This is a genomic window from Caulobacter sp. GW821-FHT10A10 (assembly GCF_059415745.1).
The window spans coordinates 255,391-271,808 of record NZ_JBWKNV010000005.1 but is presented as its reverse complement, the minus strand read 5'-3'; the positions used below and the strand labels follow the sequence as shown (position 1 = coordinate 271,808).

Sequence of the window (16,418 nt, the reverse complement as noted above, 5' to 3'; positions counted from 1 at the left end):
CGGCGACAACGTGCGAGGCCTGCGCTTGCACTTTTGAGAATAAGTCAGACAAATAGCCCTCGCCGTGGGAACGTCCATGGCGACGGGAGGACTTTCTGATGGGCTTCGACGTCTGGCGCCGCCGCGCTCTCGCGACCTGCGCAACGGTTCTGGCGCTGGGACTGACGGGCGGTGCGCCCGCCTGGGCCGCTCCGGGCAAGCAGCTCGAGATCGATCAGCGCCTGAAGCCGGCCAAGGCCGCGCCCGCCAAGGACCAGACCGCCTATCTCCTCGTCTACTTCAAGGACGAGACCCACTCCCTGCACTTCGCCGTCTCGCCCGACGGCTACAGCTTCACCGACGTCAACGACGGGGCGCCGGTGCTGGAGGGGCGGGACGTGGCCGAGCAGAAGGGCCTGCGCGACCCGCACATCGCCCGTGGTCCCGACGGGGCCTTCTATCTGGCGATGACCGACCTGCACATCTTCGCCCAGGAGCAGGGTCTTCGCTCAGACAAATGGGAGCGGCCGGAAAAGGGCTACGGCTGGGGCAACAACCGCGGCCTGATCCTGATGAAGTCGTACGACCTGGTGCACTGGACCCATGCGATCGCGCGGATCGACAAGCTGTTCCCGCAACTGGGCGACATCGGCTGCGCCTGGGCGCCGGAGACGATCTATGACCCCGCCCGCAAGGCGATGATGGTCTATTTCACGACTCGGGTCGGCGCCGGCCGCAACTCCCTGGTCTACGCCTACGCCGATGACGCCTTCACCACCCTGACCACCGAGCCCAGGCCGCTGCTGGCCCATCCGGACCCGAGCCAGAGCCTGATCGACGGCGACATCACCAAGGTGGGCAGCACCTACCACCTGTTCGCGGTGGGTTACGACAAGCCGGCCGGCATCCGCCACGCAACGTCGAAGAGCCTGACCGGCGGCTATGTCTACGAGCCCGGCAAGATCGATCCCGAGGCCGTGGCCGCCGAGGCCCCGACCCTGTGGCGGCGGACGGGGACCGACACCTATGTGCTGATGTACGACGTGTTCGGGGCCAAGCCGAACAACATGGGCTTCTCGGAAACGACCGACTTCGTCCACTACAAGAACCTGGGCCGCTTCAACGACCCCGGCTCGCCGATGAAGGCGACGAACTTCCAAAGCCCCAAGCACGGTGCGGTGATCCCGGTGAGCCCGGCCGAGGTGGCGCGGTTGAAGGCGTGGTTCTCCCAAACCCCTCTCTCTTTGAGAGAGGGAGGGGCCCGCGCCGAAGGCGTGGGAGGGTGAGAGGTAACAAACTTTCCGAGTGAAGCGCGGATGGTGGGTTTGCCTGCCGGCGGTGAAACCCCTCCCCCTCCCACCGCTTCGCGGCGGGCCCCTCCCCCTCCCTATGGAAGAGGGGTCTCCTCTAAGCCCCGAACGCCATGTGATAGGTCACCGCCCCGCGCGGCGGCTTACCCTTGAACACCAGTCGCTGGAGATAGGGCGAAGCCTCGCCGCCGTAGGTCAGGGCCTCGTCCGCCTCGAAGCCGAAGCGGGCGTAGTAGAGCGGCGAGCCCAGCAGCACGCAGCCGCTCGCGCCCATGGCCTTCAGGCGCTCCAGACCTTCGCGGATCAGGGCCTGGCCATGGCCTTCCTTCTGACGGTCGGGCGCCACCGAGACGGGGCCAAGGCCGTACCAGGCGCCGTCCGAGACCTCGATGTCGACCGGCGAGAAGGCGATGTGGCCGACCACCTGGCCGTCGACTTCGGCGACCAGCGACAGCGAGAGCGCCCCGGACGCCCGCAGGGCGGCGACGATCAGGGCCTCGGTCTGGCTGCTGTAGGGACGTCCCAGGAACGCGGCCGCCGTCACCGCGCCGATGGCGGCGATGTCTTCGGGGCGTTCGGGACGGATGGTCATGGCCTAGCGCGTCATCCAGGGCCGGGACTTGCCTGTCGGGGCGGCGGCGTCGGCGCGGTCGACCTTGCCGCTGGAGGCCTTGGGCCCATGGCCATGGCGGCCCTGGGCGGCCTTCTTCAGGCGCAGGGCGCGCTGCATCGGGGTTTCGTTCGGCGGCGGGGCGTCGGTCTCGTCAGTCATCGGCGCGCTTTAGCACGGTCCGACGCCCCGCGTCTTGATCAGTGCCCGCCAGAAAGGTCTGGATGCGGGATCTTCGCCACGTCGGCGGCCGTCACCGGCTTGGCGTAGGCGTTGCCGAAGTGGGTGCGGACATAGGTGACGACCTCGGCGATCTGTGCGTCGTCCAGCGTGCCGGCGAAGCTGGGCATGCCGCCCTGTCCGCGCACGACGATCATGGTCGGATAGGCGGCCGCGGCCATCTTCGGGTTGGCGGCGAGGGCGGGGATGGTCCCCGCGCCGCTTCCTCCCTTGGCGTCGGCCATGTGGCAGGCCTGGCAGACGGCTTCATAGACCTGCTGGCCGGTGACGGGTTTGGCCACGCGAATGACGCCGCCGCCGGTGTCGCCACCGGCCGGCGCCTGGGCGACGGCGGGGATGGCGCAGGCGAGGGCGGCCGCCAGGCCGGACGCCGCGATGAGGGTAAGGCGGGTCATGCTCAGGCCTCCAGGGCGCGCTTGTGCAGGCGGGTGATGGCGTCCAGCGACGAGAGCAGGGCGCCCTCCATCCAGCAGCCGACATAGGAGGCGTGCTCGCCGGCCAGCACGACGCGGCGGTCCATGGCCACCAGGGTCTGGTAGTGTTCCTTGCGGGTCTCCTCGGTCCAGCGGGCGCAGCAGCCCAGGGTCCAGGGCACGCGGCTCCAGGCCACCGAGGCGCCGTTGGAGAACTCCTTGCGGTAGCTGCCGGGGTGCAGGACGGAGCCCTGCTGCAGGGCGACCTCGATCCGCTGCTCCGGCGTCATGCCGGCCAGGCGATAGGCCCCCATCTCGCGGGCGAAGGCCCCCAGCAGCACCGCCGGCCCGTTCCCGAACAGGTTGTTGTTGGGATAGGAGATCAGGGCGATCTCCTGGTCGGTGAAGCTGTGGCCGCCGTAGATGGAGTCGTCCTCCTCCCAGAACCGCCGCTTCATCTCCAGGCCGATCTTCACCTGGCCGGAATAGGGCACGGCCTTGATGGCGGCGGCCAGCTCGTCGCTGATCTCGCTTTCGATCTGGCCCAGGATGGAAAGAGGAATGGTGCAAACGCACCAGTCCGCCTTGGCGGTCTCGACCTTGCCCGTGGCCGTGTCGGCGAAGGTGACGGCCACGCCCTTGTCGTCCTGGGCGATCTTGCTGACCTTGGCGTTGTAGGTGATCAGCCCCTCGACCTGCTTGGCGAAGCCCTTGCCGATCATGTCCATGCCGCCCACAGGCTGGAACATGGTGGTCTGCATCTCGTGGCCCATGAAGAAGGCCATCGAGGTCCAGACCTGCGGGTCGAGCACGTCGTGCAGGGCGTAGAGGTCGGACGGGATCGGCGCGCCGTCGATGCCGCCGCCGGGCGGCCGGTCGTAGCCGCGGTGCGACGCGCTGCGCAGGTTCTTGGCGTAGCGGTAGTCCTTGTCGAGCATGCCCCAGCCCTTCAGGGCCTCCAGCAGCTTCTCGCGGTCCTCGAGCGTGACGGTCTCGTCCAGCGCCTTGGTGTTGATCGACTTGGCCAGCAGCTCGGCGACATTGCCCTCGAAGTCGGCCGCCGCGGCCTTGAAGCGCACCGGCTTGCCGCCAAACGCCGTCGAGGAATGGATCCAGGTGTTGTGGTTGAACTGGATGAACGGCTCCAGCGCCACGCCGAACTGCTTGCAGTAGTGCAGCAGCGTGCGGTGATGGTGTGGGATCCGCCAGGGGCCGGGGTTGAGATAGTTGCCGGGCGAAAAGCCGATCTTCTGAGTCGCGCCGCCCAGCTCGGTATAGGTGTCGCCGCCGCGCAGGCTCCAGTTCCGGCCGCCTGGGCGGTTCTGGTATTCGAGGATCCGCACCTTGTAGCCGGCCCGGGTTAGCTCGTAGGCCGCCAGCATGCCGGCCAGGCCCGCGCCCAGCACCACCACCGACGCCCCCGGCCGTGCGCCGGCAAGGTTGGGCGGGCCGTGGAACTGGGTCTCGGCCGCATGGCCGAGACTGGTCATCGCCTGGTAAAGCGCCGCCGTTCCGCCCACCTGGGCGATGGCGGTCAGCAGTTGTCGTCTGGTCGGCAGGCGGACGCCCTCTGGCATGTGTACGGCCCTATCCCCTTCGCCGCCGCCCGCGACCGGGCGGCCTCGCGGGACCGAGCTAAGCAGGCGCGTCGCCGCTCCCGCCGCCCACTTTGTTCGCCAGGCGGGCGGATGCTTTCACGGATCACCGTTCAGCAGCGTTCGGACGAACGGGCTGCGCAGGAAACGGGCAGGGGGAGACTCGGGGGAGCCGCGACTCAGAGCTCTTCGATCGTCAGACCGGGCGGAGGGCCGCGAAGCGGACCGCAGACCCGGGACCCAGGGGGCTGGGCGCGACGATGGGGGCGCCCTTCGCAGTTGCGGTCGTATTGCGGCGGCCCCTGGGTCCCGGCTCTTCGCGCTGCGCGCTACGGCCGGGATGACGACCCGGAGGGGCTCGAAGTTCTCCTAAGGAACCTCGTCCAGCGCCCAAGGGCGGAAGGCGGGGCGGCCGCGCAGGCGGATGTAGTAGGCGGCGACCGCCGGCAGCATGTCGCGGTCGATGGGCGAGGCGGCCCAGCGGTGGACCGAGACGCCCAGCACGATGTCGGCCAGGGTGAAGGTCTCGCCGGCCGCGAAGGCGCCGGTGCGCTCCAGTTGGCGCTCCAGCACGGTCATGGCGGTGTTCCAGGCGCGGACGCTGGCGGCGATCTGCTCGGGGTCGTCGAAGCCGGGCATGCGCCGCACCAGGCCGGCGAAGGCGTAGCGCCAGGCGGTGTTGAGCTCGGTGGCCTGCCAGTCCATCCACTGCTCGACCCCGGCCCGGGCGCGCGGCTCGGCCGGCAGCAGGGCCTGGCCGATGTCGTGCCGCGAGGCCAGGTAGCGGCAGATGGTGTTCGACTCCCACAGCGGCCCGTGCTCGTCGAGGATCACCGGCACCAGGGCGTTGGGATTGAGCGCCAGGAAGGTCGGATCCTGGGTCGAGGCATAGCCCGTTCCCCAGTCCTCGCGGTCGTAGGGCAGGGCGAGCTCATCGCAGGTCCACAGCACCTTGCGTACGTTCAGCGACGAGGTGCGGCCCAGTATTTTCAGCATGGGGATCTCGAGCATGCGGGCCTCAATCGGCGCCGCGATGGGTAGCATCTTGGCCCAAAGGGCGTCTGGGAGAAAATCTGCAAGGCCAAGACGAGTTCGAATCGATATGTACCGCGACTACATAACGAGGGGATCCCGATGCTGTTTCGAACCGCGCTTCTCGCCGGCAGCCTGCTGGCCGGCGCCGCCCACGCCCAGGGATCGGATGTCTACGCCCTGGGCGAGGTGCAGGTCACCGCGCGCAACGCGGCTGGCGAAACGGTGGGCGGGGCCAAGGTCTCGGGCGAGGATCTGCGCAAGTTCGACAAGGCCAGCGTCGACCAGGCGCTGGACCTGATCCCCGGCGCGGCGGCGGGCAACAGCGGCGGCTCGCGCAACGAGCGGCTCGTCTTCATCCGCGGCTTCGACCGTTTCCAGACGACCCTGTCGATCGACGGCGTGCGGGTGTTCCTGCCGGCCGACAACCGCATCGACTTCGCGCGTTTTCTCACGGCCGACCTCTCCGAGGTCCAGGTCTCCAAGGGCTATGTCTCGGTGCTCGACGGGCCGGGCGGCCTGGGCGGGGCGATCAACCTCGTCACCCGCAAGCCTTCGGCGCCCTTCGAGGGCGAGGTGCGGGTGGGCGTGGGCCTCGACGGCGACGGCTCGCTGAACGGCAACAGCGTCTCGGGCCGGGTCGGCGGCCGCTCGGATCATTTCTACGCCCAGATCAGCGGGGCTCGGAACGAGCGCACCCACTGGAAACTGCCGGACGACTACAAGGCCACCACGCTGGAGAACGGCGGCAACCGCGATCACTCGGAAAGCGAGGATTGGCGCGTCAACCTGAAGGCCGGCTTCACGCCCAACGCCACGGACGAATACTCGATCACCTACACCCGCCAGGAGGGTGAGAAGAACGCGCCCTATCACGTGACCGACACGGCCAGCACCCGTTACTGGAGCTGGCCCTACTGGAACCTCGACAGCCTGGCCCTGCTGACCCGGACCAAGATCGCCGACAACGCCTGGCTGAAGACGCGCTTCTACCGCAACAGCTTCGAGAACGCGCTCTATTCGTGGGACAACGCCCGCCAGAACAGCCAGACCCTGGGGCGCGCCTTCCGCTCCTACTATGACGATCTGGCCTATGGCGGGAACCTGGAGCTGGACGTCGACGTCAGCGCCTCCAACACCCTGAAGGCCGCCGCCTTCTACCGCCGCGACAAGCACGTCGAATGGCAGCAGAGCTTCAGCCCGGCCTCGACCGAGCCGCGCCAGACGGTGATCGAGGACACCACCTCGCTGGCCCTGGAAGACACCCAGCGGTTCGGCGACAAGGTCGATCTGGTGGTCGGCGTCTCGCGCGACCGCCGCGACCTCAAGAGCGCCCAGGACTACAATTCGGGGGCCTTTGTCTTCTATCCGATCACCGACGACGTGGCCTGGAACGGCCAGGCGGCTCTGGTCTGGCGGCCGATCGCCGACGTGCAGCTGCACGGCAGCGTCTCGTCGCGCGCCCGTTTCCCGACGCTGTTCGAGCGCTACAGCTCGCGTTTCGGCACGGTGGTGCCCAATCCGGACATCAAGGCCGAGCGGGCCGTGAACTACGAACTGGGCGCGGCCGTCGATTTCACCCCGCTGCTGAAGATCGAGGGGGCGGTGTTCTACAGCGACGTACGCGACGCCCTGATCCTGATCCCGGTGGCCCTGGGCGCGCCCTTCGGCACGGTCAGCCAGACCAAGAACGCCGGCGACGGCGAGTATTACGGCCTGGAGGGCGGGGCGACGTTCAAGGCCGGCGACAGGCTGACCCTGGGCGGCAACTACACCTACCTGCACCGCGAGCTGACCGATCCGACCAACGCCGCCTTCCGCCCGACCGGCGTGCCGACCCACAAACTGTTCGTCTATGCCGACTGGAGCGTCAGCGAGCGCCTGACCGTGACGCCCAGCGTCGAGGCGGCGTCCAAGCGCTGGACGGTGACCTCCAGTTCGCTGGTCAGCCCGGCCCGCTACTACCGCACTGGCGACTACATCCTGGCCAACCTGACGGCCCAGGTGGCGGTGACGCCGAAGATCGATGTGGTGGTCGGGGCCCGCAACCTGCTGGATCAGAAGTACCAGCTGGTCGACGGCTTCCCCGAGGAAGGCCGCAACTTCCGCGCCGACCTGCGCGTCCGGTTCTAAGGAGCACTGCCGATGCGATTTGTCGTTCTCCTGGCCGCCGGCCTGACCCTGGCCGGTCCCGCCGCCTTCGCCCAGACCGCGCCGGAGCCGGCCTGCGCCGCCCGCGACGCCGATCTGCCGGCGGACCTCGCCGCCTGGCCGGCCAAGGCCCCGCTGGCGGCGGCGACCTCGGCCGAGGGGCTCCCCAAGGCGGCGCTGGCTCCCGGCCAGGCCTATGCCGCTGCCCTGGCCCCGACGCCCGACGTGACCTATGTCGTCCAGCCGGAAAAGCCGGGCGGCACGGTCAGCAAGGGCGGGCTGTTCGCGCTGAAGGTCGAGACGACGGGATCCTACGTCATCGCCCTGGGCGCCGGCGCCTGGATCGACGTGCTGAAGGACGGTCAGGCCCAGCGCTCGACCGCCCATGGCCGGGGACCTGCCTGCTCGACCGTGCGCAAGATGGTGACCTTCGACCTGAGCCCCGGCGACTACGTGGTGCAGATCTCGGCCAACGCCGAGGCGAGCCTGCCGATCCTCGTCTCTCGCAAGCCCTGATAGGCAGGGGAGGGGCGTGCGGCTGGATCTCTACGGCAAGGCCCTGGCCCTCGCGGCCGGCCTGCTGCTGACCGCCGCCTTCGCCCCGCCCGTCCTGTCGGGCTTCGACTGGAAGCTGCCGGCGGGCGTCGCCCCGCCACCGGTCCCGGCCGACAATCCGATGTCGGACGCCAAGGTCGCCCTGGGCCGCAGGCTGTTCTACGACGCCGACCTGTCGATCGACGGCACGATGTCGTGCGCGACCTGCCACGAGCAGCGCCGCGGCTTCACCGACGGCAACGCCACCCATCCGGGCGTCCACGGCGATCCGGGGCGGCGCAACATCCAGACCCTGGCCAATGTCGGCTATTTCCGCGCCCTGACCTGGGGTGACCCGGGCGTGAAGCGGCTGGAGGATCAAGCCTTGATCCCGATTGCCGGGACAAAGCCGGTGGAGATGGGCTTCGCGAACCAGCCGGCGGTGTTGACCTCACGTCTCGCCGGCCAGGCCTGCTATCGCAAGATGTTCGCCGACGCCTTTCCCGAGGCGGACGGCGAAGTGACAATGACCACCGTCGCCAAGGCTCTGGCCGCCTTTGAACGCACGCTCGTCTCGTTCGACAGCCCCTATGACCGCCGCAAGCGTGGCGAGGCGGTCGCCGTTTCGGACGAAGCCCTGCGCGGCGAGCGTTTGTTCAAGGCCCACTGCGCCAGCTGTCACGCCGGCCCGCTGTTCACCGACGCCGACAGGTCCCGCTTCCACCGCATCGACGCGCCGTTCAGCGGCGACCAGGGCCTGGCCGATGTCTCCGGCAAAGCAGCCGACAGGGGCCGCTTCCGCACGCCGTCCCTGCGCAACGTCGCCCTCAGCGATCCCTACCTGCACGACGGCTCGGCCCGCACCCTGGAGCAGGCGATCCGCCGACACCGCGCGGCGATGGGGCTTGGCGACGACGAGATCGCCTACCTCGTCGCCTTCCTGCACACCCTGACGGACGAGCGGTTCGTCACCGATCCACGGTTCACGTTGCCGAAACCGGGGTGCGGATCCTAGACCCTCGGGAAGGTCTCCACCGCATTGGCGGCGACGGCCGAGATCTTGCCGAAGGCGTCGGCGGCCGAAGCCTTCATCTGCTGGGTGGCGGTCAGGACGGTCGCGTAGCGCGCGTCGCCGGTGGCCAGCAGCTGCGACAGGGCCACGCCCGCGGCGGTGTCGGCCAGCAGGCTGACATTGCGCAGGCTGTCCACGGCGTCCTGCAGGGCCAGGGCGGCCGACTGGGCGACCATCTCATAGGCCTTGCCGGCGCCCGTCAGGCCGCCGGTGTCGACATCCATCAGGCGTCGGCCGGCGTCGTTGAGCGAGGCGACGACGTCTTCCGGGAAAGGCGTTTCGGCGTTCATGCGCTGGCTCCCTCGGGCTGAGGCTCGGGCTTTGGCGTGACGAGGACAGGGCCGGCGTGTTCGAGAATCCTGGCGCAGGCGGCGGCGATGGCGGCCTGGCCCACGACGCGGTCAGCTTGCTGGCGGGCCACGGCGTTGTGCATGGCCAGGCCCAGGCTCTGGGCGCCGGCCACCTTCAGCAGGGCTGCGGCCAGGACCGGCGCGGCTTCTGGCGTCCGGGCCGCTTCGGCGACGGCGTCGAGGACCTGGCTGTTGACCGTCGAGGTCGCCGACGAAGGAGGCTGGGACGACGGCTGGGCCTGCTTCAGCAGCGGCTCGGCCCCGACCTCCGCGGCGCCGTCCGCAGCGGGCGCTTCGAGAGCAGGCGGCGGCGAGAGGCTGTTGGCGATGGCCTCCTCGGCGGCGGCCATGGCCGCTTCGGTGGCTTCGTTGGCCTGCTCTATCTGCGCCTGGGCAGCTGCGAGGGCGGCGTCGATGGCGGCGTCGCTCTGCGGCGTGACCGGTTCGACGTCCGAGGCCGGCGGCGTCTTGGCGGGCGCCTTGCTGGACGGAGGCCTAGACATCGAGGCGCCTCTGGCCGGCGTAGATCAGGGCCACGCCCTGGGCGATCACGGCCTGGCTGAGGATGGCCAGGTGCTGCTGGCCTAGGGTGGCGTTGTGCGCCGCCAGGCTGAGCGCGTGGGCGGTGGACTGGGCGAACTGTCCGAACGACAGAGCCGTGGCCGAACCCAGGTTCTGGACCGAGGTCTGGGTGATCGCGTCGGTGATCTGGCTGTTGATGGCGGTGGGGTAGGCCATGCTCGCGCTCCTCAGTCGCCGGTCTTGGCGTCGGCGGCGAAGATTCGCTGGGTGGCGATGCCGGTCGAGGCGGTGTCCAGCGAGTAGAGCGTGGCCACGCCCTGGGTGGTGGCCGCCTGGGCGGTCACATAGCTCTGCTGCTGGGCGTTGGTGGCGTTGTGGGCCGCATTGGCCAGGGCCTGGGCGGTGGCCTGGAAGAGGTTGCCCATGGCGACGGCCGGGGCGTCGCCCAGCACGCTGACATTGGCCTGGGTGACGGCGTCGGTGATCTGGCTGTTGACGGCGGTAGGGAAGGCCACGGTCGTTCCTCCGGCTCTCTATCTTGATGAGCGCGCGACCGTTTCTCCAATCGAGCGCGACCGAACCCTAGGTCCGGCCGCCACTCGCGAAATAGTAATTTTAGCACAAATGCCCGTGATGGTTGCTGCCTCGCCCGGCGCTCTGGTCTCTCCGTCTCGAAACGAAAACCGCGGCTCATCCTTACGAATGGCCGCGGCGTTCGGAATGGAAAACGGGAGGAGGGCGGCGCCCTCCGCCGATCAATCCTCGTCCATCTTCAGGGCGGCGATGAAGGCTTCCTGCGGGATCTCGACCTTGCCGAACTGGCGCATCCGCTTCTTGCCTTCCTTCTGCTTGTCCAGAAGCTTGCGCTTCCGGCTGGCGTCGCCGCCGTAGCACTTGGCGGTCACGTCCTTGCGCAGGGCGCGGACGGTTTCGCGGGCGATAATCCGGCCGCCGATGGCCGCTTGGATCGGGATGACGAACATGTGCTGCGGGATCAGGTCCTTCATCTTCTCGCACATGCCGCGGCCGCGGCTTTCGGCGCGGCTGCGGTGGACCAGCATCGACAGGGCGTCGACCGGCTCGCTGTTGACCAGGATCGACATCTTCACGAGGTCGCCGGCGCGGTAGTCCTCGAGCTGATAGTCGAAGCTGGCGTAGCCCTTCGAGATCGACTTCAGGCGATCGTAGAAGTCGAACACCACCTCGTTCAGCGGCAGGTCGTAGACGACCATGGCGCGGCTGCCGACATAGGACAGCTCGCGCTGCATGCCGCGGCGGTCCTGGCAGAGCTTGATGACGCCGCCCAGGAACTCGTCCGGGGTGAAGATCGTCGCCTTGATCCAGGGCTCGGCGATCTCTTCGATCTGCATCACGTCCGGCAGGTCGGCCGGATTGTGCAGCTCGATCTCTTCGCCGTTGCGCATCTTGATCTTGTAGACCACCGACGGGGCGGTCGCGATCAGGTCGAGGTCGAACTCGCGGCTGAGGCGCTCCTGGATGATCTCCAGGTGCAGCAGGCCGAGGAACCCGCAGCGGAAGCCGAAGCCGAGCGCCGCGCTCGATTCCATCTCGTAGGTGAAGCTGGCGTCGTTGAGGCGCAGCTTGCCGACGGCGGCGCGCAGGTCCTCGAAGTCGGCGGCGTCGACCGGGAACAGGCCGCAGAACACCACCGGCACGACTTCCTTGAAGCCCTTCAGCGGCTCGGCCGTCTGCTTCTTCTCGTCGGTGATGGTGTCGCCGACGGCGGCGTCGGCCACTTCCTTGATCGAGGCGGTGAAGAAGCCGACCTCGCCCGGGCCCAGTTCCGCGACGTCGGTGGCCTTGGGCGTGAACACCCCGACCTTGTCGATGCGGTGGGTGGCGCCGGTCTGCATCATGCGGACCTGCTGGCCGGCCTTCAGCGTGCCGTCGAAGATCCGCACCAGCACGACCACGCCCAGATAGGCGTCGTACCAGGCGTCGACCAGCAGGGCCTTCAGCGGCGCGCTGCGGTCGCCCTTGGGGGCGGGCAGGCGCTTGACGATGGCTTCCAGCACGTCGGGGATGCCGATGCCGGTCTTGGCCGAGCACTCGACGGCGTCCGAGGCGTCCAGACCGATGACGTCCTCGATCTGGGCCTTCACCCGATCGACGTCGGCGGCCGGCAGGTCGACCTTGTTGAGGACCGGAACGATCTCGTGGTTGTTGTCGATGGCCTGGTAGACGTTGGCCAGGGTCTGGGCTTCCACGCCCTGCGAGGCGTCGACGACCAGGATCGAGCCTTCGCAGGCGGCGAGGCTGCGCGACACCTCGTAGGCGAAGTCGACGTGCCCGGGCGTGTCCATCAGGTTCAGGACATAGGTCTCGCCGTCATTGGCCTTGTAGTTCAGGCGCACGGTCTGCGCCTTGATGGTGATGCCGCGCTCCTTCTCGATGTCCATGTTGTCGAGAACCTGGGCGCTCATCTCGCGCGCGGTCAGGCCGCCCGTGGTCTGGATCAGGCGATCGGACAGGGTCGACTTGCCGTGGTCGATGTGGGCCACGATCGAGAAATTGCGGATTTTATCCAGGGGCGTAGAGCTCATGCGCGTGCGTCTATCACATTTGATCCGCTTCGCGAGGGGCCGTGACGGGTTTGCGTCATCGACCCCGTTCACGGCGGGCGTCAAATCGTCTAATCCGACCCCATGATCCAGCGTCGACGACCCGTCCCCTTCGAACTCGGCCCCGTGCACTTCATCGGCATCGGCGGCATCGGCATGTCCGGCATCGCCGAGATCATGATCCGCATCGGCTACACCGTGCAGGGCAGCGATGCGAAGGCCAGCGCCAACACCGAACGGCTCGAGAAGCTGGGCGCGCGCATCTTCGTGGGCCACGACGCGGCCAATGTCGAAGGCGCCTCGGCCATCGTCTATTCGACGGCGGTGAAGGCCGATAACCCGGAAATGGTCGCCGGCCGCGACAAGCGCCTGCCGCTGGTGCGCCGCGCCGAGATGCTGGCCGAGCTGATGCGCCTGCAGTTCTCGGTCGCCGTGGGCGGCACGCACGGCAAGACCACGACCACCTCGATGGTGGCGGCCCTGCTCGACGCCGGCGGCCTGGACCCGACGGTCGTCAACGGCGGCATCATCAACGCCTACGGCACCAACGCCAAGGTCGGCGAGGGCGACTGGATCGTCGTCGAGGCCGACGAGAGCGACGGCTCGTTCCTGAAGCTGAAGTCGACGGTGGCCATCGTCACCAACATCGACGCCGAGCATCTGGACCACTGGGGCGACTTCGACGCGGTGAAGAAGGGCTTCCAGGACTTCATCCAGAACATCCCGTTCTACGGCTTCGCGGCCGTCTGCACCGACCACCCCGAAGTGCAGGCCCTGACCTCGCGGATCGAGAACCGCCGCCTGGTGACCTACGGCACCAACCCGCAGGCCGAGGTCCGCGTCTCCAACATCGAGATGGGTCCGGAAGGCGCCAAGTTCGACATCGTCGTCTCGCCGCTGGAAGGCGAACAGGTGCGCTACGAAGGCCTGAGGATGCCGATGGCCGGGCACCACAACGTGCTCAACGCCACCGCCGCGGTCGCCGTGGCCCGCGAGTTGGGTCTCGATCCCGACGCCATCCGCGCCGGCCTGGCCGGGTTCGGCGGGGTCAAGCGCCGGTTCACGACGACGGGCGTCGCCAACGGCATCCGCGTGGTCGACGACTACGGCCACCACCCGGTCGAAATCGCCGCCGTGCTGAAGGCCGCCCGCGCGGTCAGCCAGGGCAAGGTGATCGCCGTGGTGCAGCCGCACCGCTACACCCGCCTGCGCGACCTGATGACCGAGTTCAGCAGCTGCTTCAACGACGCCGACACCGTGGTCGTCGCCGACGTCTACACGGCCGGCGAACAGCCGATCGAAGGTGTCGACCGCGACCACCTGGTCGAAGGCCTCAAGAAGTTCGGCCACCGCCGCGCCCTGCCGCTGGAAAACCCGGCGGCCCTGCCGGCCTTGATCGCGGCGGAAGCGACCAGCGGCGACCTCGTCGTGCTGCTGGGGGCCGGGGACATCACGTCCTGGGCCTACGCCCTGCCGGGCCAGCTGGAAGCGCTGGCGAAGTAGTTTTCGCTCGATCCCTTCCTTCTCCCCTTGCGGGAGAAGGTGGCCGCGTAGCGGTCGGATGAGGGGTCGCGCGGCGAGGCCGAGAAACCCCTCATCCGTCGTCCTCCGGACGACACCTTCTCCCGCAAGGGGAGAAGGGGAGACGAAGCGATGACCTGGAAGACCAATCTCCCCGCCGTGCGCGGCAAGCTGCTGATCGACGAGGCCCTGGCCCCGTTCACCTGGTTCCGCGTCGGCGGTCCGGCCGACGTGGTGTTCCTGCCGGCCGACGAGCAGGACCTGTTCGACTTCCTGAAGGCCCTGGATCCGGCCGTGCCGGTCATGGCCATCGGCGTGGGCTCCAACCTGCTGGTCCGCGACGGCGGCGTCGAGGGTGTGATCATCCGGCTGGGCAAGGGCTTCAACACGGTCGAGGCATTGGGCGACAACCGTATCAGGGCCGGCAGCGCCGTGCCTGACGCCATCCTGGCCCGCAAGGCGGCCGAGGCCGGCATCGCCGGGCTGGAGTTCTACGCCGGCATCCCCGGCACGATCGGCGGCGCGGTGATCATGAACGCCGGCTGCTACGGCTCCGAGACCGTCAACGTGGTCAAATCTGTCCGGGTCATGGACCGCGCCGGCGTGGTGCGCGAACTGGCGGTCGAGGACCTGCACTACACCTACCGCCACAGCGCCCTGCAGGACGGTGAGACGGTGATCGTGCTCGACGCGACCTATGAAGGGACCGCCGACGAGCCGGCCGCGATCAAGGCGCGGATGGCCGAAATCACCAGCCGTCGCGAGACCACCCAGCCGATCCGCGAAAAGACCGGCGGCTCGACCTTCAAGAATCCGCCGGGCCACTCGTCGTGGAAGCTGGTCGACGAGGCCGGCTGGCGCGGCAAGCTGTTCGGCGGAGCTATGTTCAGCCCCCTGCACAGCAACTTCCTGATCAACACCGGCGAGGCCACCGCGGCCGACCTCGAAGGCCTGGGCGACACCGTCCGCGCCGACGTGCTGGCAAAGACCGGCGTCCAGCTGGACTGGGAAATCAAGCGGATCGGTAGATCCTGATCCCTCTCCCCTTGCGGGAGAGGGTGGCCCGAAGGGCCGGGTGAGGGGTCTCTCAAAACTCAGACGCCGCGACAGCCGATCAGCCGTCGCGGCGTTTTTCGTGGGTGCGACCCCTCATCCGTCAGCTTCGCTGACACCTTCTCCCGCAAGGGGAGAAGGATCACACATCCTTCTTCGACAGATACTCCTCCACATCGATCTCCTTCTCCCACCGGGCCACGGCGGTGGCGATCGAGAGGTCGCAGGTCACGTTCGGCACGGTGCGGATCATGTCGAGGATGCGGTCGAAGGGCAGGATGAAGCCGACGATGATCGCCGTCTGGGTCGGCCCGACGCCGATCGTGGCGAGCACCGCCGCCAGCACGAACAGCGAGCCCGACGGCACCGGCGCCACGCCCATGGCGACGATGGTGGTGGTGACGGCCACCAGGGCGTAGTCGGTCAGGGTCAGAGGCACGCCGAAGGCCTGGGCGGCGAACAGGGTCAGCATGGCCACGTACATGGCCGTGCCGTCCATGCCGATGGTCGCGCCCAGCGGCAGGACGGTCGACGAGATCGACGGCTTGATACCCAGATTGTCCTCGGCCACCCGGATCGCCACCGGCAGGGTCGCCGAGCTGGACGAGGTGGAGAAGCCGACCAGGATGGCGTCCATGCAGCCGCGATAGAACGGGACGAGCGGCAGCCAGGCCCCCAGCCGCACCACGGCGGCGTGGGTGACGAAGGTCTGGATCGCCGCCCCGATGATCACGCAGACCCCCAGCTTGGCGACGTGCAGGAAGGTCTCGGGTCCGTTCGTGCCCATGACCACGGCGATCAGGGCGAACACCCCGAACGGCGCGGCCTCCATCACGAAGCCGACGATCCGCAGCATCACCTCGCTGGCGCTGGCCAGCAGCCTGGCGACCGGTGCGCCGTCCTCTCCCGCGACGATCACTCCGGCCCCGACCAGCACGGCGAAGAAGATGATCGCCAGGGTCTCGCCTTCGGCCAGGGCCTTGATGGGATTGAGCGGCACGATGCCGATGAACAGCTCGGCCGGCGACTTGGGCGTGGCCACCGCCTGGGGGGCGGCGTTGTGCAGGTCGGCGCCGACGCCGGGTCCCAGCAGGCTGGCGATGATCAGGCCGATGGTCACCGCGATCAGGGTGGTCAGCACGTACATGGCGATGGTCTTGACGCCGATGCCGCCCAGCCGCTTGGCGTCGCCCAGCTGGGCCACGCCCGAGGCGATGATCACGAACACCAGCGGGGCCACCATCATGCGGATCAGCCGCACGAAGATCTCGCCCATCCATTTGAGGCTGGTGGCGCCTTCGCCCCAGAAATAGCCGACCACGGCCCCGACCACGAGGGCGGCCAGAATCCGCTTCCACAGCGAGATCCCGAACCAGACCTGCAGCGGGTTCCTGGGACGGGGCGGAGGCGGCGCGGCGGCGAGGGCGTCGGTCATGCCCGCCAGAGCACGGTGT

General features: G+C 68.6%; 17 protein-coding genes. 6 read left to right on the top strand and 11 right to left on the bottom strand.

The annotated features are described in order from the left end of the window. The first annotated feature begins 98 nt into the window (after positions 1-98). Positions 99-1,265, top strand: coding sequence for a glycoside hydrolase family 43 protein (locus AC07NS_RS15520; protein ID WP_494604621.1), 1,167 nt, complete (start codon positions 99-101; stop codon positions 1,263-1,265). A 121-nt stretch (positions 1,266-1,386) separates the two neighbouring features. Here the strand turns inward: AC07NS_RS15520 and AC07NS_RS15515 are convergent, their stop codons facing one another. From AC07NS_RS15515 to AC07NS_RS15495, 5 genes are all read right to left on the bottom strand, one after another. Then, positions 1,387-1,881 (bottom strand): GNAT family N-acetyltransferase, encoded by a 495-nt coding sequence (locus tag AC07NS_RS15515; RefSeq protein WP_494604618.1) that lies wholly within the window; start codon positions 1,879-1,881, stop codon positions 1,387-1,389. Positions 1,882-1,884: 3 nt separating this feature from the next. Continuing rightward, the gene (locus tag AC07NS_RS15510) at positions 1,885-2,061 is read right to left on the bottom strand and encodes a hypothetical protein (RefSeq protein WP_110118008.1); all 177 of its coding nucleotides are present in this window, start codon (positions 2,059-2,061) and stop codon (positions 1,885-1,887) included. Between the two features lie 38 nt (positions 2,062-2,099). Further along, positions 2,100-2,534 carry a c-type cytochrome gene (locus AC07NS_RS15505; protein ID WP_494604616.1) on the bottom strand — a complete coding sequence of 145 codons (435 nt, stop codon included), beginning with the start codon at positions 2,532-2,534 and terminating at the stop codon, positions 2,100-2,102. Positions 2,535-2,536: 2 nt separating this feature from the next. Then, complete coding sequence (locus AC07NS_RS15500; protein WP_494604614.1) at positions 2,537-4,129, bottom strand: flavin monoamine oxidase family protein; 1,593 nt, start codon at positions 4,127-4,129, stop codon at positions 2,537-2,539. Positions 4,130-4,516: 387 nt separating this feature from the next. Next, a complete protein-coding gene (locus AC07NS_RS15495) occupies positions 4,517-5,158 on the bottom strand; it encodes a glutathione S-transferase family protein (RefSeq protein WP_494604612.1) in 642 nt (213 codons plus the stop codon). Positions 5,159-5,281: 123 nt separating this feature from the next. On the opposite strand from AC07NS_RS15495, the gene AC07NS_RS15490 reads away from it, so the two are divergent. The 3 genes from AC07NS_RS15490 to AC07NS_RS15480 are packed head-to-tail and all read left to right on the top strand — an operon-like array spanning position 5,282 to position 8,879. Then, positions 5,282-7,312 (top strand): TonB-dependent receptor plug domain-containing protein, encoded by a 2,031-nt coding sequence (locus tag AC07NS_RS15490; RefSeq protein WP_494604610.1) that lies wholly within the window; start codon positions 5,282-5,284, stop codon positions 7,310-7,312. A 12-nt stretch (positions 7,313-7,324) separates the two neighbouring features. Next, complete coding sequence (locus tag AC07NS_RS15485) at positions 7,325-7,846, top strand: homogentisate 1,2-dioxygenase (protein ID WP_494604608.1); 522 nt, start codon at positions 7,325-7,327, stop codon at positions 7,844-7,846. 16 nt (positions 7,847-7,862) lie between these two features. After that, the gene (locus tag AC07NS_RS15480) at positions 7,863-8,879 is read left to right on the top strand and encodes a cytochrome-c peroxidase (RefSeq protein ID WP_494604606.1); all 1,017 of its coding nucleotides are present in this window, start codon (positions 7,863-7,865) and stop codon (positions 8,877-8,879) included. Here AC07NS_RS15480 and AC07NS_RS15475 read toward each other — a convergent pair. From AC07NS_RS15475 to lepA, 5 genes are all read right to left on the bottom strand, one after another. Then, complete coding sequence (locus AC07NS_RS15475) at positions 8,876-9,226, bottom strand: hypothetical protein (RefSeq protein ID WP_494604604.1); 351 nt, start codon at positions 9,224-9,226, stop codon at positions 8,876-8,878. The two genes, AC07NS_RS15480 and AC07NS_RS15475, sit on opposite strands and share 4 nt — an antisense overlap. Continuing rightward, positions 9,223-9,789 (bottom strand): RebB family R body protein, encoded by a 567-nt coding sequence (locus AC07NS_RS15470; RefSeq protein WP_494604602.1) that lies wholly within the window; start codon positions 9,787-9,789, stop codon positions 9,223-9,225. Before AC07NS_RS15470 ends, AC07NS_RS15475 begins: the two co-directional genes overlap by 4 nt. Continuing rightward, the gene (locus tag AC07NS_RS15465; RefSeq protein WP_494604601.1) at positions 9,782-10,024 is read right to left on the bottom strand and encodes a RebB family R body protein; all 243 of its coding nucleotides are present in this window, start codon (positions 10,022-10,024) and stop codon (positions 9,782-9,784) included. Before AC07NS_RS15465 ends, AC07NS_RS15470 begins: the two co-directional genes overlap by 8 nt. Positions 10,025-10,035: 11 nt before the next feature. Beyond that, positions 10,036-10,323 (bottom strand): RebB family R body protein, encoded by a 288-nt coding sequence (locus AC07NS_RS15460; protein WP_494604599.1) that lies wholly within the window; start codon positions 10,321-10,323, stop codon positions 10,036-10,038. Between the two features lie 240 nt (positions 10,324-10,563). Then, entirely contained in the window at positions 10,564-12,372 is a 1,809-nt protein-coding gene (gene lepA, locus AC07NS_RS15455; RefSeq protein WP_494604597.1) for a translation elongation factor 4, read from the bottom strand. Positions 12,373-12,474: 102 nt separating this feature from the next. Between lepA and murC the strand changes: the two genes are divergently transcribed. After that, the gene (gene murC, locus AC07NS_RS15450) at positions 12,475-13,893 is read left to right on the top strand and encodes a UDP-N-acetylmuramate--L-alanine ligase (protein WP_494604595.1); all 1,419 of its coding nucleotides are present in this window, start codon (positions 12,475-12,477) and stop codon (positions 13,891-13,893) included. A gap of 150 nt (positions 13,894-14,043) precedes the next feature. Then, the gene (gene murB / locus AC07NS_RS15445; RefSeq protein WP_494604593.1) at positions 14,044-14,946 is read left to right on the top strand and encodes a UDP-N-acetylmuramate dehydrogenase; all 903 of its coding nucleotides are present in this window, start codon (positions 14,044-14,046) and stop codon (positions 14,944-14,946) included. A gap of 160 nt (positions 14,947-15,106) precedes the next feature. On the opposite strand, the gene AC07NS_RS15440 is transcribed toward murB, so the two are convergent. After that, complete coding sequence (locus AC07NS_RS15440) at positions 15,107-16,399, bottom strand: dicarboxylate/amino acid:cation symporter (RefSeq protein WP_494604592.1); 1,293 nt, start codon at positions 16,397-16,399, stop codon at positions 15,107-15,109. Positions 16,400-16,418 lie beyond the last annotated feature (19 nt).

Coding starts and splice junctions, on each gene's coding strand:
- AC07NS_RS15475 (WP_494604604.1), bottom strand. CDS start 9,226: ATGAACGCCGAAACGCCTTTCCCGGAAGACGTCGTCGCCTCGCTCAAC.
- AC07NS_RS15465 (WP_494604601.1), bottom strand. CDS start 10,024: ATGGCCTACCCCACCGCCATCAACAGCCAGATCACCGACGCGATCACC.
- AC07NS_RS15490 (WP_494604610.1), top strand. CDS start 5,282: ATGCTGTTTCGAACCGCGCTTCTCGCCGGCAGCCTGCTGGCCGGCGCC.
- murC (WP_494604595.1), top strand. CDS start 12,475: ATGATCCAGCGTCGACGACCCGTCCCCTTCGAACTCGGCCCCGTGCAC.
- AC07NS_RS15500 (WP_494604614.1), bottom strand. CDS start 4,129: ATGCCAGAGGGCGTCCGCCTGCCGACCAGACGACAACTGCTGACCGCC.
- AC07NS_RS15495 (WP_494604612.1), bottom strand. CDS start 5,158: ATGCTCGAGATCCCCATGCTGAAAATACTGGGCCGCACCTCGTCGCTG.
- AC07NS_RS15505 (WP_494604616.1), bottom strand. CDS start 2,534: ATGACCCGCCTTACCCTCATCGCGGCGTCCGGCCTGGCGGCCGCCCTC.
- AC07NS_RS15440 (WP_494604592.1), bottom strand. CDS start 16,399: ATGACCGACGCCCTCGCCGCCGCGCCGCCTCCGCCCCGTCCCAGGAAC.
- AC07NS_RS15470 (WP_494604602.1), bottom strand. CDS start 9,789: ATGTCTAGGCCTCCGTCCAGCAAGGCGCCCGCCAAGACGCCGCCGGCC.
- murB (WP_494604593.1), top strand. CDS start 14,044: ATGACCTGGAAGACCAATCTCCCCGCCGTGCGCGGCAAGCTGCTGATC.
- AC07NS_RS15485 (WP_494604608.1), top strand. CDS start 7,325: ATGCGATTTGTCGTTCTCCTGGCCGCCGGCCTGACCCTGGCCGGTCCC.
- AC07NS_RS15515 (WP_494604618.1), bottom strand. CDS start 1,881: ATGACCATCCGTCCCGAACGCCCCGAAGACATCGCCGCCATCGGCGCG.
- AC07NS_RS15520 (WP_494604621.1), top strand. CDS start 99: ATGGGCTTCGACGTCTGGCGCCGCCGCGCTCTCGCGACCTGCGCAACG.
- AC07NS_RS15510 (WP_110118008.1), bottom strand. CDS start 2,061: ATGACTGACGAGACCGACGCCCCGCCGCCGAACGAAACCCCGATGCAG.
- lepA (WP_494604597.1), bottom strand. CDS start 12,372: ATGAGCTCTACGCCCCTGGATAAAATCCGCAATTTCTCGATCGTGGCC.